Source organism: Fulverythrobacter fulvus (assembly GCF_037154085.1).
GTDB lineage: Bacteria > Pseudomonadota > Alphaproteobacteria > Sphingomonadales > Sphingomonadaceae > Andeanibacterium > Andeanibacterium fulvum.
On the sequence record NZ_JBANRM010000002.1, the window covers coordinates 458,510 to 481,194 of the forward strand.

Genomic DNA, 22,685 nt, shown 5'->3' on the forward strand with positions numbered 1-22,685 from the left:
GCCGCCCGCCCCGACCCCTCGCAATGACTTTCCCCCTCACGTGGGGCCCCTTCCGACGCGGGCGCCCGCAAAGATTGCGCCGCACCCGCGCGGGGCTTAAAGGCCGCCCGCAATGGCAAAGATCGAAACACCCCGCCCGATCAGGGGCACCCAGGACATTTTCGGCGCAGAGGCCGAGGCTTTCGCCCATGTGGTCGAAACCTTCGAGCGCGTGCGCCGGCTCTATCGCTTTCGCCGGGTGGAAATGCCCGTGTTCGAGAAGACGGAAGTGTTCAGCCGTTCCATCGGCGAGACGACCGACGTGGTCTCCAAGGAAATGTATTCCTTCGAGGATCGCGGCGGGGAATCGCTGACCCTGCGGCCGGAATTCACTGCCGGCATCGCGCGGGCCTATCTCACCGATGGCTGGCAGCAATATGCCCCGCTGAAAGTGGCCACTCACGGCCCGCTGTTCCGTTACGAGCGCCCGCAAAAGGGACGCTATCGCCAGTTCCACCAGATCGACGCGGAAATCATCGGCGCGGCCGAACCGCAGGCCGATGTGGAACTGCTGGTGATGGCCGACCAGCTGCTGAAGGAACTGGGCATCGGCGCCAATGACCCTGGGGCTGTGACGCTCAACCTCAACACGCTGGGCGATTCGGACAGCCGCGAGGCATGGCGCAGCGCGCTGGTGGCCTATTTCCGCGATGTGAAAGCCAGCCTTTCGGAAGACAGCCAGGACCGGCTGGAAAAGAACCCGCTGCGCATCCTCGATTCCAAGGATGAGCGCGACAAGGCCTTCGTCGCCGACGCGCCGCAGATCGACCAGTTCCTTTCGGGCGAGGCGCAGGACTTCTTCGGCGCCGTCACTTCGGGGCTGGATGCGGCGGGCGTGGCGTGGAGCCGCAACCCGGCGCTGGTGCGCGGGCTGGACTATTATCGCCACACCGCCTTCGAATTCATCACTGACCGGCTGGGCGCGCAAGGCACCGTGCTGGGCGGCGGGCGCTACGATGGCCTGATGGAATCGCTCGGCGGCGCACCGACGCCTGCCGTGGGTTGGGCTGCGGGGATCGAGCGGCTGGCGATGCTGGTGGGGGATGTGGACGAGGCCGGGGCCGAGGTCATCGTCGTGGTGGAAAACGATGCCGTGCTGCAGGATGGCATCGGCGTTACCTCCGCCTTGCGTCGCAGCGGTGTCGCGGCCGATCTCCTCGCCAGCGGTTCGCCGCGCAAGCGGTTCGACAAGGCCGTGAAGCAAGAGCCGAAGGCGATCCTCGCCCTGTCGGTAGACAATGGCGCTACCGCGCATCGCCTGCGCATTACGGGCGGCGATGAAGTGGCAATCGAAGGCGTGCTGGCGAGCTATGACTGGCGCGGCCCGGCGGAATGAATCGACTGCGCACTTCCCATTTTCCTCACCCCGGACTTGTTCCGGGGTCCCGCTGCCTTCCTCTGTCTTTGCGGGGGGCAGGAAGCCGGATGCCGGAACAGGTCCGGCATGACAGATGGGGTGGGACGACGGCATGACCATCCCCAGTGACCGCCTCGCCCAGATCGCGAACCGTTTTGCCGAGCTGGAAGCCCGCCTGGCGTCCGGCCAGTTGGAAGGCGACGCTTTCGTCTCCGCCAGCCGCGACTATGCGGAGCTGGAGCCGGTGGCCAGATCGGCCGAGCAGGTGCGCACCATGCGCGGCGAGCTGGCCGAGCTGGAAAGGCTGGACGATCCCGATCCGGAAATGCGCGCGCTCGCCGAGGAGGAAGTCGCCCGGCTGAAAGTCGAACTGCCCGAGGCCGAGCGCCGCCTTGCCATCGCCATGCTGCCGCGCGACGTGGCCGACAGCCGCCCGGCCATGCTGGAAATCCGCGCGGGCACCGGGGGCGACGAAGCCGCCCTGTTCGCCGCCGATCTCTATCGCATGTATGAACGCTATGCGGCGGAGCAGGGCTGGCGGGTCGAGATGATCAGCGCCAATGCTTCCGATATCGGTGGCTTCAAGGAAGTGGTCGCCAATATCGCCGGGCAAGGCGTGTTCGCCAAGCTGAAGTTCGAAAGCGGCGTCCACCGCGTGCAGCGCGTGCCCGTGACGGAAAGCGGCGGGCGCATCCATACTTCCGCGGCGACCGTGGCCGTGCTGCCCGAGCCGAGCGAAGTGGATGTGCAGATCGAGGACAAGGACCTCAAGATCGACATCTATCGCGCGTCCGGCGCGGGCGGGCAGCATGTGAACACGACCGATTCGGCCGTGCGCATCACCCATTTGCCCACCGGGCTGGTGGTGATCTGCCAGGACGAGCGCAGCCAGCACAAGAACAAGGCCAAGGCGATGCAGGTGCTGCGCGCCCGCCTCTATGAGAAGATGCGCGACGAGGCGCAGGGGGCAGAAGCGGAAGCGCGCAAGGCCATGGTCGGTTCGGGCGACCGTTCCGAACGCATCCGCACCTATAATTTCCCGCAAGGCCGGGTGACCGATCACCGCATCGGGCTGACGCTGCACAAACTCACCGAAGTGCTCGAAGGGCCGGGGCTGGGCGAGTTGGTCGACGCGCTGATCGCCGAGGACGAGGCGAAGCGGCTGGCGGCTCTGGGGGAGTGACGTGAAGGGTTGGGCTGATGTTGCGCGTGGCCCCTTCGGCTGGCTGCTTGCAGCAGCCGCTCAGGACATGCCCCGACAGGCTCAGGCTGAGCGGAAATTGCACCAGGACCCGCTCATGCTGAGCCTGTCGAAGGCCGCGCGCGACACCCGCCCAATCACCAATCCCACGCACCGCCCATGATCCCCATCGCCCAGGCCATCCGCGAAGCAGCCCTCCGCCTCGAATCGACCAGCGACACCGCAAGGTTGGATGCCGAGGTGCTGATGGCCCATGCGCTGGGCGTCACGCGGTCGGACCTGCTGCTGCGCCATATGCGCGATGCGGCGCCGGAGAATTTCGCCCCCCTCGTGGAGCGGCGCGCGGCGCAGGAGCCGGTGGCTTACATCACCGGCCAGCAGGAATTTTACGGCCGCGATTTTCTCGTCGGTCCCGATGTGCTGATCCCGCGCGGGGATAGCGAGACCATCGTCGATGCAGCGCTTGCCGCCTGCCTCGCGCCTGCCCGCGTGCTCGATTGCGGAGTCGGCTCCGGCGCGCTGCTGCTCAGCCTGCTCGCGGAGCGGCCGGGTGCCGAAGGCCTGGGGATCGACCGGTCCGAAGGCGCGCTGGCCATGGCCTCCGCCAATGCCGAAAGGCTGGGCCTTGCCGGGCGTGCCCGCATGGAAAAGCGCGACTGGACGCAGCCCGGCTGGGCCGAAGGGTTGGGGCGGTTCGATTGTATTCTGGCCAATCCTCCCTATGTGGAAAGCGAGGCCGAACTTGCCCCGTCGGTACGGGAGTTCGAGCCTTCGGGCGCGCTGTTTGCCGGTCCTGACGGACTCGACGATTACCGCGTGCTGGTGCCCCAATTGCCGAAACTTTTGTCTCCAGATGGGATAGCCGTTCTTGAAATCGGCTGGACCCAGGCCGAGGCGGTAAGGCAATTGGCTGAAAAGGCCGGATTTTCGGCCGTGTTGCATGAAGACCTCGCCGGAAGGCCGCGCGCATTGTTCTTGCGTTTTTGAGCTTGGCAATGCACGGCTTAGAAGCTAGGCAAAAAGCCAAGGCCGGCAGTTGGACGCAAATTCCCAACTGTTTGCCCTGCTCCAACATTTGCGTATGGCGCGCGGGGTAACCCGGTCTGCATGCAGGTGGAGGGACCACGAACGCGTGAAAAGCGCGGCGTGGCGAGGGGTCATGCGACTGCCGCGCATTCTCGTGCATGAGCGGTCAAGCTGAGGAAGTGAATTCCCTTGAGTAACAATCGCAATAATAACCGCCGCCGCGGCCGCGGGAATAACCGCTCGCAAGGCGGAGGTCAGCTTAACCGGATCGACAGCCGCGCACGTGGCAACGCTCCGCAGCTGCTCGAAAAGTACAAGAAGCTCGCTCACGACGCCTCGATGAACGGGGACCGGGTGCAGGCCGAATATTACCTGCAGTTCGCCGATCACTATTTCCGCGTGATTGCCGACAGCCGCGCCATGAAGGACGAGCAGCGCTCGCGCCATCAGGATCGCGACCGGGGCGATGACGAGGATTATTTCGAGGACGAATACGATCGGGCTCCGCGCCAGGATCGTGGTCGCCGCGAAGAACAGGCGAGCGAGGAAGCTTCCGAAGAGCGCGAAGGCGCTGTCGAGGACGTGCATTCCACGGGGGCCGAGGGCGACGAATACGAGCCTGCGGAGAATCCCTTCACGCGTCCGGCCCGCGCTGCCAAGCCGCGCCGTCCGCGCAAGGAACGCGCGCCCAAGGCATCCGAAGGCGAAGCGGACTATTCCGGCGGTCTCGATCCGGCTGCCCTGCCGCCGGCCATCGGCCGCGACGAATCGGCTGACGCGCCTGCCGGGGACGTGGAAGAACCCGCTCCCGCGCCGCGCCGCCGCCGTACCACTCGTGCCCGCAGCAGCGGGGGCGATCAGGAACTCGAAGCGGTCGGCTGATCCGCCTGCCCCCTTCTCCGGGGGCAAAATCCGCGCGGTGTGTGACTGCCCGGCAATGGCGCTTGCGCGTCCTGCCGGGGCAGGCCACATGCCACGTCGATGAAATCAGAGCTGAAAGCCCAGCGCGTGATTCTGGCCCGCGAGATCGAGCGCCCCTCCAGGCGCCGGCGATTCGCGGCGCTCGGGCTCGGTCTGCTCTCCGCCATGGGGTTCCAGCCACTGGGCCTGTGGCCGCTGGCGCTGCTGGCAATGGGCGGCTTCGTGCTGCTGCTGGCAGGCGCGGAAGCGCGGCGCGAGGCGTTCCTGCTGGGCTGGTTGTTCGGCTTTGCCCATTTCACCTTCGGCAATAACTGGATCGCCACGGCCTTCACTTATCAGGCCGAAATGCCCGCCATTCTCGGCTGGGCCGCGGTTCCGCTGCTCTCGCTCTATCTTGCGATCTATCCCGGCCTCGCCGCGCTGGGCGCCCGCCTGCTGACGCCCAAGGGCGGCGGCATTGCGCTCGCCATCGCCTTTGCCGGGTGCTGGATCGTGACCGAATGGATGCGGGCCTGGGTCTTCACCGGTTATGCGTGGAACCCCTTCGGCATGGTGCTGCTGGGCAGCTTCTCGCGCCCCGGCATTGCCGCGCTGGCGCCGTGGATGGGCACTTATGCCCTGTCCGGCCTGGCCGTGCTGCTCGGCTGCCTTGGGGCATTGCTGGCCGCGCGCAAGCAATTCGTGCTGCTGGTGCTGCTGGGCGTGGCGGTGACGGGGGGCATGCTCTGGCCCGCCCCTCCCGATGCCGACGGAACGCTCCGCTACACGCTCGTCCAACCGGACATCCGGCAGGAACAGCTTAACGAATCGCCCTTCTTCGAACAGAATTTCCGCAAGACGGCGCAGCTCACCTATCCGCGCCGCCCCGGCGAGCACCGGCTGGTGCTGTGGCCCGAATCCGGCGTTCCGGATTACCTGCTCGATGGCTATCCGCAGCGTTATTATGACAGCATGACCGCCTTCGGCGACCCGCACCTTGCCCGGTTGCGCATTGCGCGGGTGATCGGGGCCGACAGCCTGCTGATGACCGGCACGGTCGATCTGGAAATCCGCCATGGCCGCGCCGCCGCCGCGCGCAACGCCGTCACCGCGCTGAACGACAAGGGCGAGGTCGTGGCCGGTTACGACAAGGCCCATCTGGTGCCCTATGGCGAATATCTGCCGATGCGCTGGCTGCTGGAGCCGATCGGCTTTTCCCGCCTCGTGCCCGGCGCGATTGATTTCTGGCCCGGATCGGGGCCGCGTACGCTCGATCTCGGGCGCTGGGGCCAGGCGGGCATCCAGATCTGCTACGAGATCATCTTCTCCGGCTCGGTGGTCGATCCGGAGAAGCGGCCCGATTACATCTTCAACCCTTCGAACGATGGCTGGTTCGGCAGCTTCGGACCGCCGCAGCATTTCGCCCAGGCCCGCATGCGCGCGATCGAGGAAGGCCTGCCCGTGCTGCGCGCCACCACCACCGGGATCAGCGGCGTGATCGACGGGCACGGCGTGGTGCGCGAATATGTGCCGCAGCGTGTCGCCGGCCGGCTCGATGGGCTGGTGCCGCCGGCCCTCGCACCCACGCTGTTCTCCCATATGGGAAACCGCTTACCGCTCGCATGGGCGGGGCTTCTTGTCGTCGCCGCGATTGCCTTGCGCCTGCGCCGCCGTTAGGACCTGCCGGCCTGTTATAGCCACCTTATGGCAAGGGAGGATTTTGCCTCAATGCGCGCCAATTATCTGTTCACTTCCGAAAGCGTTTCCGAAGGCCATCCCGACAAGGTGTCCGACCAGATTTCGGACGCGATTGTCGATCTGTTCCTGTCCAAGGATCCCGAAGCGCGCATCGCCTGCGAAACGCTGACTACGACCCAACTCGTGGTGCTGGCGGGCGAGATTCGCTGCAAGGGCATCTATGAAGATGGCCAGTGGGCGCCGGGCGCGCTGGAAGAGATCGAGAAGACGGTGCGCAACACCGTGCGCGAGATCGGCTACGAGCAGGAAGGTTTCCACTGGGAGAGCCTGCGCTTCGAAAACAATCTGCACGGCCAGTCCGCCCATATCGCCCAGGGCGTCGATGCCTCGGGCAACAAGGATGAAGGCGCGGGCGATCAGGGCATCATGTTCGGCTTCGCCTGCAACGAGACGCCCGACCTCATGCCCGCCACGCTGGATTACAGCCACAAGATCCTGCAGCGCATGGCGGCTGATCGCCATTCCGGTGCGGCCCCTTTCCTCGAGCCTGACGCCAAGAGCCAGGTGACCCTGCGCTTCGAGAACGGCAAGCCGGCGGCCGCCACTGCCATCGTCGTTTCCACCCAGCACGCGCCGGGCTACGACCAGGGCGAGAAGGAAGCCGAGTTGAAGGCCTATGTGAAGGGCGTGGTGGCCGATATCCTGCCGGCCGAGCTGCTTTCGGACGAGACCGAATATCACATCAACCCCACCGGCAGCTTCGAGATCGGCGGGCCGGATGGCGATGCGGGCCTCACTGGCCGCAAGATCATCGTGGATACCTATGGCGGCGCGGCCCCGCATGGCGGCGGCGCCTTCAGCGGCAAGGACCCCACCAAGGTGGACCGTTCGGCTGCCTATATCACCCGCTATCTGGCCAAGAACATCGTCGCCGCAGGCCTCGCCACGCGCTGCACGATCCAACTGGCCTATGCGATCGGCGTGTCCAAGCCGCTCTCGCTCTATGTCGACACCCACGGCACCGGCACAGTGGGCGACGACAAGATCGAGGAAGCGATCAAGGGCATCGAGAAGCTGGGCGGCCTAACCCCGCGCGGCATCCGCGTGCATCTGGGCCTCAACAAGCCGATCTATCGCACCACGGCGGCCTACGGTCACTTCGGCCGCAAGGCGGAAGGCGATTTCTTCCCCTGGGAAAAGACCGATCTGGTGGAAGACCTCAAGGCTGCACTGGTCTGAGGTTACGCCTCATCGGATCGAGAAGGGCGGGGCCGCGAGGCTCCGCCTTTTTCGTTTGGGGGCGTGGGGCTTCGTCATCCCTACGATTATCTCCCAACCCCCGCTCATCCTGAGCTTGTCGAAGGACACGCGCTGACCTTTGGTCCGGGTGCATTCCGGTCTGCGCGCTGGGCCTGTTGTGGAGTGATCTGTGGGGCGAGTGTTCCGCGTGTCCTTCGACAAGCTCAGGATGAGCGGGGGTTGGTGAGTGGGGCGGGAAGCGTGGCGCACGCACACCCCATCATCCGGCGGCGAGCCCGGACGTAACGCCAGTGTGAAAACCCAAAGGAACCGCGCGGCCGGCAATGCGCCGGGGGCAGTGCGGAAGGTTTATCTTGCGAGTGGCCCGGGCGCCTGTTCCGCAGCGCGCATGGGCTCGGCCCTGTCCGGAGCGGCTGGGAAGCGCGGGCGGGCTCGCACGAGGCGCACTTCCATCGCGGCTGGTGCCGCGCCTGATCCGATCCGGCGGCTGGGCCGGCGAGAGCCTGCCCAAGGCGCATGAGCGCCGGCCGCGATGCGGGAGTGACATCTCCTGTTGTAAGCAGGAGCCCCCGCGATTGGAGGGGAAGGCAAGCCGGCCGAGCCGCCTCCCGGTTCCATATCCTGTTTTGAGATGCAGGATGGGTGCGCATATAACCAAATAGGTTCAAAATGTCAAGATGGATGTGGTGTTGCTCAACTCTTACGGGCCGTCGGTCCTGTCAGGCTGGCCCTGCTCGGAGCAATTGGTCTGCAGATAATAGCCGCGTGCGTCACGCATGGTATCTTTGTGCAAGCTGACCGGGAAGCAAACGCCAAAGTCAACGATGAGTCGATCTCTGACCTCTTCCAGTGCTTGCTTGCTCCCCCGCACATTCGGCTTCTCCAACTCCAAAGTAATGAAACGCCCTAAATAGAATGGATCGCTGTCGAACGCGTCCCAATTCTCAAGAATTTCTTCCCAGCTCGCGAATATAGCCCATGTTCCCCACATCGACCGGCCGGGATTGGGGAAGTTCAGCGACGCGCCAGCTGCTCGCAGAATCTCAAAATTCCCACCGCCGCCCGGCTCGCCGGGCTGGTATGCTTCCGCGAGTGCCGTACTGCGGTGGCCCATTGAATCGGGCGATACGCCGTAGGCGAGCAGTTCACGCAGGTACCAGCTATCATCGTGGCCAGCCGCATTGACGAGCGGAGGATCGTCAAATTGACCAGGCTTGGCGGCATCGAACCCTGCGTCAAGCAAGGCCTTGAACGCGGACTTGTCACCGCATTCAAAAGCCCAGTCGAGCAGGGAGACGCCATCCTTGCCCCGCTCGGCAAGGTTCGCACCCGCGAAATCCGAAACCTTGCTCTCAGTGCCCGCACATATTCGCAAGGCATAAGGTGCCAGGCCGGTTCCCTCAAACGCCTCTTCGGCAGTTTTGCCACGCCATTCGAAACTCATCGGAATCGGCGATGAACGGGCAGGATTGGGCGGTGCCGCTGCCACTCCCATCGAGTCCAAAAGGCCGTCGCACTGCGCAACGAGATCGCTCAGGAAGAGACCGATAACGTCGTTCGTTCCGTGTTGTTCGATCTGAGCGGCAAGCTGCGAAGACGGCTCATAGGTCAACAGACCCAAGGCAACTCCATTTTCGCGCTGGATGGTCTCTAATTGCTCGCGCGATAATTTCGCGTTGGCGTCAGCGACACCGGTTGCCAATCTGGACTGCAACGTCTGCGCCGAGGCATAGCGAGCAGAGCGTAGCGCAACGTCGGCTGTTTCACGCGCCTGACTGGCTGCCTCTTGAGCAACATAACCGCAGAATTGCAGGCGGCGGGGGGCATTCATGTCCTGGAGGATTATGGAAAAAACCTCCGTGGGGACGTCTTGCTGCGCCTTTGCCCCATTGGGCAGCGATATGCTCAGAAGCACACAAGCCGGGATACCCAAGAACAGGCGCGTCGCCAGCCGGCATCTAGGTTGATTTTGCCAAACCATTAGGGAGTTGTGTTTCGTTTTGGGCATGGCCGCAATCAGGCCTTCCCCTGACGGGCGGCACCCGGTCCAAAACCGAAAGCCGCCCGCAAACCCTAAACCCGCCCCTCGCGAACCGCTTCCAGATCGCCGCGCAGATGGCGGGCGGCCAGCAGGTAATGCGCACCGGCCCAGAGGTAGAACAGGGTCGAGGTCGCCATGGCCCAGGCCAGCGCCTGCCCCGGATCGACGCCGTTGCTCGCGAACTTGTCGCTCAGCCCGCCGACCACCAGCGGGCCGAGGCCGCTGCCGACGAGGCTGTAGAGCGCGTTCAGCAGGGCAGAGGCCGTTGCGCGCATGCGGGTGTGCATCATGTTCTGCAGCGTGCCGTAAGTGCAGCCCAGATAGGTGTATTGGAACAGCGCGGCGATGGTCACCAGCACCAGCAGCGGCACCAGCTCGCTCAGCGTGATGGCATAGGCATAGAGCGGGAAGCCGATCAGCAGGCAGATGCCGGGGATCAGCGCATAGGCGGCCGGGCGGGCGGGGCCGAACCGGTCCCCCAGCCAGCCGCCCGCAAGCACGGAGATCGTGGCGGGCGCGCTGGCCAGCAGGCCGGCATAGAGCCCCGCTTCCACCAGCGTCAGGTTGAAGCGGCGCATCATCAGCGCGGCGAAGAAGGCGTTGAGGCCGAAGCCGACCATGGAGGCGAGAGTCGATCCGGCCACCAGATGGCGTGCGGCCTTCAGCCGCCAGAAGCGCCGCACCACGTCCATGGTGGAAGGCACGGTTTCCGTATCGCCCTGATCGTGGCGGCCGCGCGGCGGCTCGAGGATGAACAGGAAGACGAGGATGGACAGGATGATGCCCGGCACGGCGGCCGCCACGAAGGCCATGCGCCAGCCATGATCCTGCGCGATCCACGATCCGCCAGCCGAACCGAGGAAGGCGCCGATGGGCGGGGCGAGCAGCAGCACGGACATGGCCGTGGCGCGCTTTTCCGCCGGGAAATAGTCGGCCACGACCGACTGGTTGGCGGGCAGGCCGACAGCTTCGCCTACGCCTACGCCGATGCGGGCGAGCAACAGATGGACCCAGTTGGTCACCGCGCCGCACAGGGCAGTGGCAATCGACCAGGCGAAAGTGCCGAAGGCGATCAGCGTGATCCGGTTGCGCCGTTCCGCCATGCGCGCCACGAAGATGCCCAGCGTGACGTTGAGCACCGCGAAGGCGAGGCCGGTCAGCAGGCCCATCTGCGTGTCGGTCAGGCCGAATTCGGTCTTGATCGGCTCCACCAGCACGTTGAGCACGATGCGGTCGATGAAGCCCACTGTCGCGACGCCGGTCAGCAGAATGAGCGCCAGCCAGGGCGAATCGCGGCGTGTGGCCAGTTGCATGTCGGAAATTCCCCTCATCCCTGAAAAGCATTCAGGCCCGAAACTTATCGGCGAAGAGGATAGACACTATTCCTGCCGGGCGTGCCAGCGCGAATGCGCGTTTTCTCGTCATTGCGAGCGAAGCGACGCAATCCAGAGCCCAACGCGTTCCGCCCTGGATTGCGTCGCTTCGCTCGCAATGACGAGTGTATGCTACATCACGTAATGTGCCGTGGTCTTGGCCGCCACTTCCTCTGCCGTCACGCCGGGGGCCAGTTCCATCAGGCGGAAGGGGCTGGCGTGATCGGGGCGCTGGAACACCGCCAGATCGGTGATCACCATGTCCACCACGTTCTTGCCGGTCAGCGGCAGGGTACATTGGGGAATGAACTTGGGATCGCCATTCTTGGAGACATGCTCCATCACGACGATGATCTTCTTCACGCCTGCCACAAGGTCCATCGCGCCGCCCATGCCCTTCACCAGCTTGCCGGGGATCATCCAGTTGGCGATGTCGCCCCCTTCGGAAACCTCCATCGCGCCCAGCACGGTCAGGTCGATATGGCCGCCGCGGATCATGGCGAAGCTCATTGCCGAATCGAAATAGGCCGATTGCGGCAACTCGCTGATCGTCTGCTTGCCCGCATTGATCAGGTCGGGATCGACATCTTCGTCAAAGGGGAAGGGGCCGATGCCCAGCATGCCGTTTTCGGATTGCAGCGTCACATCCATTCCCGCCGGGATGTGATTAGCCACCAGTGTGGGAATGCCGATGCCCAGGTTCACATAGAACCCGTCCTGCAATTCCTGCGCGGCGCGGGCGGCCATCTGGTCGCGGCTCCAGCCCTTGGTCAGGCCGTCATGGATGGTCATGGCTGTTTTCCTTCGGAATAGGTCCAGCGCAGGGCAGTGTCGGGGAAGACAGTGTCCAGATCGCCCACCACGCCCTTGCCGTAGACGGGATTGGGCAGGACGAACCAGCCCTGGCCCCACAGACTGGCGATGGCAGGCCCCGCGGTGGTGGCGCGGCGCGCATGGATGTCCATCGGCTTGGGGCTGAACAGGTCGGAGAAATCACCCAGCTGGTCCCCGCCCATGGCGACGACGCAATAGGTCGCGGCGATGGCGGCGCGGCGTGGGTCCTTGGCGCCGCTGCCATCGGCGTCGGTGAACAGGTCCTTGCCCGGCACCGGCCTGGGGAAGCCTGCGAATTCGATCGCTTGCGCCGTCTCTTCCGCATGGGCGGAGGTGCGGTTGGTGTTGTAGATCACCGTAATGCCAGCTGCGCTCAGCTTCGCGGCCGCTTCCAGTGCGCCGGGCACGGCAGCCACCTTGTCAAAGCCGGTCTTTTCCCAGTTCTCCCACGCCTTGAAGGAGAAGGTGGAACCGGCCGGGCGGCCCGCGTCCCAATATTCGAAGCCGATATTGAGCAGCATCGTCTCGTCGACGTCGAACACGGCGGCCAGCGGCTTGTCGCCGCAGGCTTCGAAGGCCGGGTGTTCCAGCGTCGATCCGGGGGCAAGCACGGTCTGCACCAGCGGCAGGCCAGCCTCGCGCTGGGCCTTGCGCGCCATGGCCAGGCTCACCACCCCGTTGAAGGCCTGGCGGCTGATCGCCGCGCCTTCTGCCGAGCCATAGAGGAACTGAAAGCCCTTGGACGCATCCTGCGCTGCGGCAGGGGAGGCGGCCAGCAGCGCGCCCAGCGAAGCGGAGAACAGGCTCCGCGCAATCGCGCCGCGCATCAGGCAGTCTCCCGCTGGCGCACGGTGCGGAACTCGATCTTCTTGTCGTAAGGCGCGCCCACGATCATGCGCTGCACATAGACGCCGGGCAGGTGGATCGCATCGGGATCGAGGCTGCCAGCGGGCACCACTTCCTCCACTTCCACCACGCAGACCTTGCCGCAGGTGGCGGCGGGCTGGTTGAAATTGCGCGCCGTCTTGCGGAACTGGAGGTTGCCCGTCTCGTCCGCCCGCCATGCCTTGACGATGGCAAGGTCGGCAAAGATCCCGCGCTCGAGGATATATTCCTCCCCGTCGAAGATCTTCACTTCCTTGCCCTCGGCCACGGCCGTGCCGACGCCGGTCTTGGTATAGAAGCCGGGAATGCCCGCACCGCCTGCGCGCATGCGTTCGGCCAGAGTGCCCTGGGGGCAGAATTCCACTTCCAGCTCGCCTGCCAGATATTGCCGCTCGAACTCCTTGTTCTCGCCGACGTAGGAACTGATCATCTTCGAGACCTGCCGCGTGCGCAGCAGCTTGCCGATGCCTTCATTGTCGATCCCGGCATTGTTGCTGGCGAAGGTCAGGTTCTTCACCCCGCTCGCCTGGATCGCGTCCAGCAGCCGCTCGGGCAGGCCGCACAGGCCGAAGCCCCCGGCGGCGACCAGCATTCCGTCCTTGAGCAGCCCGTCGAGCGCGGAGGCTGCATCGGGGTAGAGCTTGTTCAATCGAATCTCCTTGCGAGGATGCCCTTGCGCGTTGCGGCCTCGATCCTGCTGCGATGCAGCATACATTGCAATGGTGCATGTGGCGCAAGACGCGCTAACATCGCGGCCGACCAACAGAAGGGGCCGTTATGGGCAAGTCGAGGCTTTTCGGGCTCGCGCTCACTCTCCTGCTCGCCGCCTGCGGCAGCGGGGAAGACGATGCAGGCGATGCAACGCCGTCCGTGGCGCCCGGCCCGAGTGCCTCGTCCACGCCGGAACCGGACCCTGTTTCGCTCTCCTTTCTCCCGGCAGATATTCGCGCGACCGGAACCGAGCCGTTCTGGAGCGTCGATATCCGCAAGGGCGAATTGACCTATACCACGCCTGAGAATCTCGCCGACGGCGGGGTCAAGGCGCCGGTGAGTCGCGCCGACGGGGCGGAAAGCGTGCTGTTCACTGCGACAGTGGACGGGCAGGTGCTGCAGATTCTCGTCACTCCCGGCACTTGCAGCGATGGCATGTCGGATAATTCCTATCCGTGGAGTGTCGAGCGGACGCTGGGCGAACAGACCGTGCTGGGCTGTGCCAAGCCTGCGGAAGAGTGATTCCCGAATCGGATCGGCGGGCGGTGCGACAGGGGTTTGTTCTCGAAAGCTAGCATTCCGTAGCGTCAGCCAACTATGCTGCAATGCAGCAAGCTATTTTGCGAAAATCAACTCAACGTAGGTTTCGCCGCGCCGATTGCCTGAACCTGAGATTAAAAATACCGGAAATGCGTGCGTTTCAACTCTAGTTGCATTCCATGCAACAACGCTTGACCTTTTCGCACTTGCACAAAACACCCCCCCGGAGCATATCAAAATGGCCTTTCAGGCATCCTCTCCCAAAACTTCCATGGCCCGGCCGGCAACGGTCGGGCCTTTTTTCTTACCTGCGTTTCGCGCGGGTTTGCAGGGCCTGCGCAGGACTTGGTGCTGCCCCGACGGCCCCATGATCGCGCCTGCGCCTCTATCGCCGTTTGCAATCGGCCCGCCGCGTTCCTAGCTTCCTTTCTGAAGATCAATCAGGCCCTTGTCGGGCCCGCAAGGAGCAGGACGCATGGCAGACGCGGACGTCGCAACACTGGATCAGGGCACCGTCCGGCTCCAGGTGGCGAATGCACGGCAGGAAGAATCCGGCCACGGCATTGCCCGCATTCCCCGATCCGCCTTTTCCCGCCTCGGCATCACCGAAGGCGATGTGGTGGAAATCACCGGCAAGCGCGCCACGGCAGCCATTGCCGTGCCCGCTTATGAAGAAGACCAGGGCATCGACATGATCCGGCTGGACGGCCTCCAGCGCGGCAATGCCGAAACCGGTTCCGGCGAGCATGTCATGATCCGTAAGGCCGAATCGCGCCCGGCCACTCGCGTGGTCTTCGCGCCGGCCCAGCGCGAAATCCGCCTGCAGGGCCCCAGCCAGGCGCTGAAGCGGAATTTCTTCCGCAAGCCGCTGGTGGCGGGCGACCTGGTTGCCACTGCCGGCCAGCAGCCCGTGCGCGACGTGCCGCCCGAAGTGATGCGCATGTTCAATGCGCCGGCCTATGCGCTCACGCAGATTCGCCTCACCGTGGTGTCCACCGCGCCCAAGGGCATCGTCCATATCGACGAGAATACCGAGGTGGAGCTGCGCCCCGAATTCGAGGAGCCGCGCGACGGGCGCGGTTCGGTCAATTACGACGATGTCGGCGGCATGGGCGATACGATCCGCCAGTTGCAGGAAATGGTGGAGCTGCCGCTGCGCTATCCCGAGCTGTTCCGCCGCCTGGGCGTCGATCCGCCCAAGGGCGTGCTGCTGCATGGCCCGCCGGGAACGGGCAAGACCCGCCTGGCCCAGGCCGTCGCCAATGAAAGCGAGGCGGAATTCTTCATCATCAACGGGCCCGAGATCATGGGTTCGGCCTATGGCGAATCCGAAAAGCGCCTGCGCGAAGTGTTCGAGGAGGCGACCCGCATGGCGCCCTCCATCGTCTTCATCGACGAGATCGATTCGATCGCGCCGAAGCGCAGCGAAGTGCATGGCGAGGCGGAAAAGCGCCTTGTCGCCCAGCTGCTGACCCTGATGGACGGGCTGGATAAACGCGCCAACCTCGTCGTCATCGGGGCCACCAATCGGCCCGATGCGATTGACGAGGCCCTGCGCCGCCCCGGCCGCTTCGACCGCGAGATCGTGATCGGCGTGCCCGACGAGAAGGGCCGGCGCGAGATCATTTCCATCCACACGCGCGGCATGCCGCTGGGCGAGGGCGTGGATCTGGACGAGCTGGCCCGGACGACTCACGGCTTTGTCGGCGCGGACCTTGCCGCCCTTGCGCGCGAGGCAGCAATCGAGGCCGTGCGCCGGATCATGCCCAAGCTCGATCTGGAAGCGCAGACCATCCCCAACGAAGTGCTGGAAGAACTCTGCGTCGAACGCGCGGACTTCGTCGAGGCATTGAAGCGCGTACAGCCCAGCGCCATGCGCGAAGTGATGGTGCAGGCGCCCAATGTGGGCTGGAGCGACATCGGCGGGCTGGGCGAGGCTCAGGAGAAGCTCAAGGAAGGCGTCGAACTGCCTCTGCGCAATCCGCAGGCCTTCCACCGGCTGGGCATTCGCGCGGCCAAGGGCTTCCTGCTCTATGGCCCTCCCGGCACCGGCAAGACCCTGCTGGCCAAGGCCGTGGCCAAGGAAGCGGAGGCGAACTTCATCTCGATCAAGTCGAGCGACCTCCTTTCCAAATGGTTCGGCGAGAGCGAGCAGCAGATCAGCCGGTTGTTCGCCCGTGCGCGGCAGGTGGCGCCCTGCGTGCTGTTTATCGACGAGATCGACAGCCTCGTGCCCGCACGCGGCACCAGCGGCAACGAACCGCAGGTGACGGCGCGGGTGGTGAACACGATCCTGGCCGAAATGGACGGGATGGAGGAATTGCAGTCCATCGTGGTGATCGGCGCGACCAATCGCCCGGCACTGGTCGACCCGGCGCTGCTGCGACCGGGCCGGTTCGACGAGCTGGTCTATGTCGGCACGCCGGATGAGGCAGGCCGCGCGCATATCCTCAAGATTCACACGCGCGACATGCCGCTGGCATCGGATGTGGACCTTGGCGCCATCGCGAAACAGGCCGACCGCTTCACCGGCGCGGATCTGGAGGACGTGGTCCGCCGTGCGGGCCTCGTGGCCATTCGCCGCGCGGGCGAGGACGTGCAGACCGTCACTGCCGGCGATTTCGACGAGGCACTGAAGGATTCGCGCGCCACAGTGACGCCGGAGATGGAAACCGAATATCAGAAGATGAAGGGCGAGTTGAAAAAGCGCGCCGCTGAAGTCCAGCCGATTGGTTTCATCCATGAAGGCATGGTGGAATCCACCCGCAGCCGGAAGCACGATTGATCGGGTGCCCCGCCTCTCTTCCTCGTGGGGAGGGGCGGGGTGCATCTTCCAACCACCACACCCGTTCGTCCTGAGCCTGTCGAAGGACACGCGCTGTCGTTCGCCTGGCATCCGTCCTCAAGCACAACCGTCGCCCGTTTGGCGTAGCTAGAAGGCGCCAGGAACTTTCCGTATCGCGTGTCCTTCGACAGGCTCAGGACGAGCGGTGTTGGAGTGTGAAGCCGGGCGGCCCTACCCCTTCAAAGCCTCCGGCATATTCTCGCGCAGCCATTCGATCATCGCCTCGCGCATGTCGAGGCGCAGGCGGGCGAGGTCCGCTGCGTTCTTCGCGCTGACAACCAGTTTCAGCTGCACCCCGTCGATCGTCACGTCCGCCACCTGCAGTTCCCCGGTACGCTTGTCCCATTGGGGCCGCTGGGCGAGCAGGGCGAGGAAGGCTTCGCGTATCGGGGCGACGGGGCGGCCCGATGCAATCGGCAGCACTACCGACCCGGTCAGCCCGCCCGAAACGCGGGTCCAGTTCTGGAAACTGGTGTCCAGGAACTTGGACGTCGGCACGATCAGGCGGCGCTCGTCCGCGGTGCGGATCACCACATAGGTCAGGCGGATATCTTCCACCCGGCCGGTCTCATGCTCCACCACCACCAGATCGCCGATGCGGATCGGCTCGGTCAGCGCCATCTGCATGCCCGCGATCAGCGATTTGAGCGCCGGCTGGGCGGCGGCGCCCACGGCCAGGCCCGCAAGGCCGGCCGAAGCCATCAGAGTGACGCCCACATTGCGCACGCCGGGTATGCCCAGCAGCATCAGCGCCACGGTGACGAATACGATCACAAAGCCCGCCGTGCGCGAGAAGATCGCGATGCGCGTGCGGCGGCTGCGTGCGGTCTGTTCGTCGGCGGAAAGTTCCGCCCGGCTGTCCATGGCAAGGGCAAAGGCCTTGATCAGCGAGAAGGCGACCCAGCCGAGCAAGGCAGGCACCACGAAGCGGGCGACATTGTCCCACAGATGGGCGAGCGTGGGCTGGGCCTCCGCCGCGATGGAGAGGGCGACCGCGACCAGCGACCAGCGCAAGGGCTGGCGCAGCCGGTCCAGCACCAGCTCGTCCGATTGCATTTGCGACAGGCGCGTGATTCGTCCGGCAATGGCGAAGATGGCGAAATGCAGCGCCAGTGCGATGCCCACCGCGATTCCGCCGGCGATGGCCGCACTGGTGGCTTCCTTGGCCAGCAGGTGCAGATCGCCGAATGCGGTGATCAATGCGCGTCTCCCCAATCGGGCCCGGTGCCGATTTCCACGCCGAGCGGCACGTCGAGCTTTACGGAAGGCCCGGCGGCTTCGGCCATCACCCTTTCGATGACCGGCGCGGCGGCTGCGACGTCCTGTTCGGGCAGTTCGAACACCAGTTCGTCATGCACCTGCAGCAACATCCGCACATGGCCGAGCCCTTCGGCGCGCAGGGCAGGCATCATGCGGGCCATGGCACGCTTGATGATATCGGCGCTGGTGCCCTGGATCGGCGCGTTGATCGCCGCGCGTTCGCTCCCGGCGCGTTCGGCCTGATTGCCGGAGCGGATGCGCGGGAACCACGTCTTGCGGCCGAACAGCGTTTCGGAATAGCCGCGCTCCCGCACGCTCTCCAGCGTCTCGTGGATATAGCGTTGGATGCCGGGGAACCGTTCGAAATAGCGGTCGATCATCGCCTGCGCCTCATCCGCCGGCACGCCCAGCCTGGTGCCGAGGCCCCAGCGCGAAATGCCGTAGAGGATGGCGAAGTTGATCGTCTTGGCCCGGGCGCGCGTGTCGCGGTCCACATGGCCGAACATTTCCTCGGCCGTGCGCGCGTGAATGTCCTCGCCCCGGGCGAAGGCTTCCTTCAGCGGCGGCACGTCCGCCATATGGGCGGCAAGGCGCAGTTCGATCTGGCTGTAGTCGGCGGCGAGCAGGACATTGCCGGGCTCGGCGACAAAGGCCTTGCGAATCTGGCGGCCGATCTCGGTGCGGACCGGGATGTTCTGCAGATTGGGATCGGTGGAGGAAAGCCGCCCGGTCTGTGCGCCCACCAGGCTGTAGCTGGTGTGGACGCGGCCGGTCTTGGGATTGATCGCGGCCTGCAGCGCATCGGTATAGGTGCTCTTGAGCTTGGCCAACTGGCGCCAGTCGAGCACTTTCTGCGCGATGGGCGCCCCGCCTGCGGCGAGGCCTTCCAGCACCGACTGGTCCGTGGAATATTGGCCGCTCTTGCCCTTTTTCCCGCCCTTTTGGCCCAGCTTGTCGAACAGGATGCGGCCCAGCTGCTGCGGGCTGCCGATCGTGAATTCCTCGCCCGCCAGTTCGTGGATCTGCTTTTCCAGCGCGCCCAGTTCTTCCGCAAACTCGCCGGAGAGGCGGGCGAGCTGTTCGCGGTCCACGCGGATGCCGTTGCGCTCCATCTCGGCCACCACCGGAATCAGCGGGCGGTCCACCTGCTCATAGATGCGCGTGCCGCCTTCCTGGGCGAGGCGGGGCTTGAGCAGCTTCCACAGGCGCCAGGTGACGTCGGCATCCTCGGCCGCATATTCGGTCGCCCGGTCCAGCGGTACTTCGGCGAAGGAAATCGCCTTCTTGCCCGTGCCGCACACATCCTTGAACGCCAGCGGCGTGTGGGAGAGGTGGCGCTGCGAAAGCTCGTCCATCCCGTGCCCGCCGCCGATCCCGTCAAGCGAGCGCCCGGCATCGAGCGCGAAGCTGACGATCATCGTATCGTCGATGGGCGCCACGGCGATGCCGTATCGCGCCAGCACGTTGAGATCGTATTTGATGTTCTGGCCGACCTTGAGCACCGCATCGTCTTCCAGCAGCGGCTTGAGCAGGGCGAGGGCCATGCTCAGCTCGATCTGGTCGGCGCGTTCGGCGAACATGTCCGTCCCGCCATGGCCGAGCGGGATATAGCAGGCATCGTTCGGCCCCAGGGCCATGCTGACGCCCACCAGATCGGCCTGCATCGCATCGAGCGCGCTGGTTTCGGTGTCGATCGCCACCACCCGTGCCGCATGCGCGCGGGTGATCCAGCTCTCCAGCGCTTCCACCGTCTGCACTGTGGCATAGAGCGAACGGTCCACTGGCGGCATTTCGGGCGCGGGCTGGCGGTTGCCTTCTGCGGAGGCCGCCTCGCCCTTGCGGTCCGCCTTGGCGGGATTGAGCTGGGTCTTGCGTTCCGGACTGCCGCGCCCGTCGCCGAGGCGCTTGAGCAGGCTGATGAAGCCGTGCTTCTCAAGGAAAGTGGCCAGCGGGTCCTTGGGGATCTCGCCCAGTTCGAACGCGTCGAGTGGCAGGGGCAGGGGGCAGTCCTGCTTCAGCTCCACCAGCTCGCGGCTCAGCCGGGCCATGGCCACGCCTTCCAGCAAGCGCTCGCGCAGCTTGGAGGGTTTCATGCCTTCCGCCGCGGCCAGGGCGCTTTCCAGATCGCCGTGATCCTGGATCAGCTTGGTGGCCGTCTTGGGTCCGATGCCGAAGATGCCGGGAACATTGTCCACCGAATCGCCCATCAGGGCGAGCACGTCGCCCACCTTCTGCGGGGGCACGCCGAATTTCTCGACAACTTCGGGAATGTGGATGCGCTGGTTCTTCATCGTATCCAGCATGTCGATTTCGGCACCCGTCACCGGGTCCTGGCCGATAAGCTGCATCAGGTCCTTGTCGGAAGAGACGATGGTCACGTCCCAGCCCTGCCGGTTCGCCTCGCGTGCATAAGAAGCGATGAGATCGTCCGCTTCGAAGCCGGCTTCCTCGATGCAGGGCAGGCTGAAGGCCCGGGTCGCATCGCGAATCAGGGGGAACTGGGGAACCAGATCTTCCGGCGGCGGGGGGCGATTCGCCTTGTAGTGTTCGTAAAGCTCGTTGCGGAACGAGGTGCCGGACTTGTCGAGAATCACCGCAAGATGCGTCGGACCGTCCGCCTTGTGCAGATCGTCGGCAAGTTTCCACAACATCGTGGTGTAGCCATAGACCGCGCCTACCGGTGTTCCTTCCGGGTCGGTCAGCGGGGGCAGGCGGTGATAGGCCCGGAAGATGTAAGACGAGCCGTCTACGAGGTAGAGATGCCGCTTGGGCTCGGCCCGGAGTGGCGCTTCGGCAGGGCTTTTGTCATGTGATCCGGTAGACATGGCGTGGTGGTAGCAGTGTGCCGGGGCGAGGTCAGCCCCATTCGTCCCCCGCGATGCGAGCCCTTCAGGCTTGTCATAAACCGGACGCATTTTGCGCTCAGAACACCGGTTGAAAGGCATGCGAAAGGGTGCGACACTTCGCGCTTGCAGCTAACATGCTTGCATCCCCCTGAATTGGACATTATTTGTCCCCTCCGAAGTCTGCTTGAGACGGCAGGCTTTGCGTGCGGCAGCTTGCCGTGCGTAGTCTACTCGCTGTTCAAGGATTACTATTCATGCGCAAGATCGTTCTCGCCGCTGCCGCTGCCGGCGCTGCTCTGACCCTCGCAGCTTGCTCTTCGGAAGCTACCGAAGAAGCCACCGAAGAACCCACCATGGAAGAAGCCACCGAAGCCGCTACCGACGCTTCGGCTGCTGCTACGGACGCTTCGGCTGCCGCTACCGACGCTTCGGCTGCTGCGACCGACGCTTCGGCTGCTGCTTCGGCTGCCGCCGAGTAATCTCGGGGTTCGATCCGAATCAGAAAGGGTGCGGCCGCAAGGCCGCGCCCTTTTTGTTTGTCCGCAATCCGCGCGCGGGCCGTCTGCTGGACTGGCATGCAGGACGTCCCCGCAGGCACGGGTCCTAAAATGGACCAGGCGGCAATGGCGCGGGGGTTGTGGGCTCAAGAGAGATCGCGCAGCGCCTTGGCGGCGCAAGGCAAGAGCCGGCAGTGCCGGACCTGCGAAAATCAACGTGATCTGAAAGAGAGGGCGATCTGAAAATCGGTGCGATTTCAGATCAGTACTCGGCAGCCTTGCTGTACTCGCGGGCGCTCAGCTGGACGCGTGCAGGCTCTGAAAAGCCGTCATAGATCGCACGGGCAATGGTCGCGATGCGGCCGGTGCGGTAATTGCGATCCATTCCGCCCCCGGTGACATAGATCGCCACGGCGATCGAATGACCATTCGGCCCGGTAATGATGCCGACATCGCTCGATGTATTGTAGAGCGAGCCGGTCTTGTGCGCCACCAGCACATCCGCGGGCATCTGGCCCTTGATGCGGTTCGCGCCGGTCTTGCAGTTTTCCATCGTCACGATCAGCAGGTCGCGGCTGGATTTGCTCAGCCACTTGCCTTCGTGCAGGCCCTTGAGCAGCTTCGCCATGGCGAGCGGCGTCGCGGAATCGCGCGGATCGATATAGAGCGAGGGATCGAATTCGGTTTCGTCGCGCACCAGAGTGGCGATATCGCGATCGAGGCTGAAGCCATCGACACCGGCGCGCTTCACCCAATCGTTAACTGCCTTGGGGCCGCCGATCACTGCCAGCAGGCCGTCGGTCGCCTGATTGTTGCTGTGCACCAGCATCAGGTCGATCAGTTCGCGCGCGGGCATCAGCTTGCCCGGCCGGACCGGAGCAACCTTGGTGGAAAGCTTCTTGGAAGGCAGCGGCACCATCAGCGGGAACTGGTCGTCCAGCTTCCAGCGGCCCTTGTCGACGCCTTCCAGGAAAGTCGCGGCAATGGCGATCTTGCTGGTGCTGGCCATCGGGAAGCGCTGGCTGCCCAGTACGGACACCTGTTCGCCCGTCTTCAGGTCGATCGCGGCCACGCCGATGCGGCCATTGGTGCCATCGGCCAGCTTGGCGACATATTGTTCGAGAGCGGAGCCACTGCCCTGCTGGAACTGGCGCGGCGCGCGCGGCTCGGTTCCAAAGGCCTTGTCGAAGGCGGCTTCGAAGTTTTCGGCCCCGGCCTGAACAGGAACGAGCGCTGCCGCACCGAGTGCGAGCGCCGCGAAAATCCTGCCTAACCTGCCGACTGCCATGCGACTAATATGCCCCTTCAAGCTTGGGAAACTATTAATCACGCTTTTTTGCTTTGCAATCAAGGGGTCGATGAAACGACTCGT

At 64.8% G+C, this 22,685-nt stretch carries 17 protein-coding genes; 9 read left to right on the top strand and 8 right to left on the bottom strand.

Annotated features, from left to right (window positions below; all coding sequences use genetic code 11):
* The first annotated feature begins 112 nt into the window (after positions 1–112).
* From hisS to metK, 6 genes are all read left to right on the top strand, one after another.
* Positions 113–1,375: a histidine--tRNA ligase gene (gene hisS, locus WFP36_RS08055; protein ID WP_336979494.1), complete on the top strand. Its 1,263-nt coding sequence runs from the start codon at positions 113–115 to the stop codon at positions 1,373–1,375.
* A gap of 133 nt (positions 1,376–1,508) precedes the next feature.
* On the top strand, positions 1,509–2,579 hold the full coding sequence (prfA, locus tag WFP36_RS08060; protein WP_336979495.1) for a peptide chain release factor 1: 1,071 nt from the start codon (positions 1,509–1,511) through the stop codon (positions 2,577–2,579).
* A 177-nt stretch (positions 2,580–2,756) separates the two neighbouring features.
* Positions 2,757–3,584, top strand: coding sequence for a peptide chain release factor N(5)-glutamine methyltransferase (prmC, locus tag WFP36_RS08065; protein WP_336979497.1), 828 nt, complete (start codon positions 2,757–2,759; stop codon positions 3,582–3,584).
* 228 nt (positions 3,585–3,812) lie between these two features.
* A complete protein-coding gene (locus tag WFP36_RS08070) occupies positions 3,813–4,505 on the top strand; it encodes a DUF4167 domain-containing protein (RefSeq protein ID WP_336979498.1) in 693 nt (230 codons plus the stop codon).
* 99 nt (positions 4,506–4,604) lie between these two features.
* Entirely contained in the window at positions 4,605–6,200 is a 1,596-nt protein-coding gene (gene lnt, locus WFP36_RS08075; RefSeq protein WP_336979499.1) for an apolipoprotein N-acyltransferase, read from the top strand.
* A gap of 51 nt (positions 6,201–6,251) precedes the next feature.
* A complete protein-coding gene (metK, locus tag WFP36_RS08080; protein WP_336979501.1) occupies positions 6,252–7,460 on the top strand; it encodes a methionine adenosyltransferase in 1,209 nt (402 codons plus the stop codon).
* Between the two features lie 721 nt (positions 7,461–8,181).
* Here the strand turns inward: metK and WFP36_RS08085 are convergent.
* The 5 genes from WFP36_RS08085 to WFP36_RS08105 form a co-directional block, all read right to left on the bottom strand.
* Positions 8,182–9,462, bottom strand: coding sequence for a hypothetical protein (locus WFP36_RS08085; RefSeq protein ID WP_336979503.1), 1,281 nt, complete (start codon positions 9,460–9,462; stop codon positions 8,182–8,184).
* A 92-nt stretch (positions 9,463–9,554) separates the two neighbouring features.
* Entirely contained in the window at positions 9,555–10,835 is a 1,281-nt protein-coding gene (locus WFP36_RS08090) for a spinster family MFS transporter (protein ID WP_336979505.1), read from the bottom strand.
* Positions 10,836–11,027: 192 nt separating this feature from the next.
* On the bottom strand, positions 11,028–11,687 hold the full coding sequence (locus WFP36_RS08095) for a CoA transferase subunit B (protein WP_336979507.1): 660 nt from the start codon (positions 11,685–11,687) through the stop codon (positions 11,028–11,030).
* Entirely contained in the window at positions 11,684–12,556 is an 873-nt protein-coding gene (locus WFP36_RS08100; protein ID WP_336979508.1) for an HAD family acid phosphatase, read from the bottom strand. Before WFP36_RS08100 ends, WFP36_RS08095 begins: the two co-directional genes overlap by 4 nt.
* On the bottom strand, positions 12,556–13,263 hold the full coding sequence (locus WFP36_RS08105) for a CoA transferase subunit A (RefSeq protein ID WP_336979509.1): 708 nt from the start codon (positions 13,261–13,263) through the stop codon (positions 12,556–12,558). The genes WFP36_RS08100 and WFP36_RS08105 overlap by 1 nt, the downstream gene beginning before the upstream one ends.
* Before the next feature lie 128 nt (positions 13,264–13,391).
* Between WFP36_RS08105 and WFP36_RS08110 the strand changes: the two genes are divergently transcribed.
* Together WFP36_RS08110 and WFP36_RS08115 are read left to right on the top strand one after the other, a co-directional pair.
* On the top strand, positions 13,392–13,847 hold the full coding sequence (locus WFP36_RS08110; protein WP_336979510.1) for a COG3650 family protein: 456 nt from the start codon (positions 13,392–13,394) through the stop codon (positions 13,845–13,847).
* Positions 13,848–14,340: 493 nt separating this feature from the next.
* Positions 14,341–16,650 carry a CDC48 family AAA ATPase gene (locus tag WFP36_RS08115; protein WP_336979512.1) on the top strand — a complete coding sequence of 770 codons (2,310 nt, stop codon included), beginning with the start codon at positions 14,341–14,343 and terminating at the stop codon, positions 16,648–16,650.
* 231 nt (positions 16,651–16,881) lie between these two features.
* Here the strand turns inward: WFP36_RS08115 and WFP36_RS08120 are convergent, their stop codons facing one another.
* Entirely contained in the window at positions 16,882–17,910 is a 1,029-nt protein-coding gene (locus WFP36_RS08120) for a mechanosensitive ion channel family protein (protein WP_336979514.1), read from the bottom strand.
* On the bottom strand, positions 17,907–20,795 hold the full coding sequence (gene polA, locus WFP36_RS08125; protein ID WP_336979515.1) for a DNA polymerase I: 2,889 nt from the start codon (positions 20,793–20,795) through the stop codon (positions 17,907–17,909). Before polA ends, WFP36_RS08120 begins: the two co-directional genes overlap by 4 nt.
* A 275-nt stretch (positions 20,796–21,070) precedes the next feature.
* Here polA and WFP36_RS08130 point away from each other — a divergent pair, with 275 nt between their 5' ends.
* On the top strand, positions 21,071–21,295 hold the full coding sequence (locus tag WFP36_RS08130) for a hypothetical protein (RefSeq protein WP_336979516.1): 225 nt from the start codon (positions 21,071–21,073) through the stop codon (positions 21,293–21,295).
* Positions 21,296–21,575: 280 nt separating this feature from the next.
* On the opposite strand, the gene bla is transcribed toward WFP36_RS08130, so the two are convergent.
* The gene (gene bla, locus WFP36_RS08135; protein WP_336979518.1) at positions 21,576–22,622 is read right to left on the bottom strand and encodes a class A beta-lactamase; all 1,047 of its coding nucleotides are present in this window, start codon (positions 22,620–22,622) and stop codon (positions 21,576–21,578) included.
* Between the last annotated feature and the right edge of the window lie 63 nt (positions 22,623–22,685).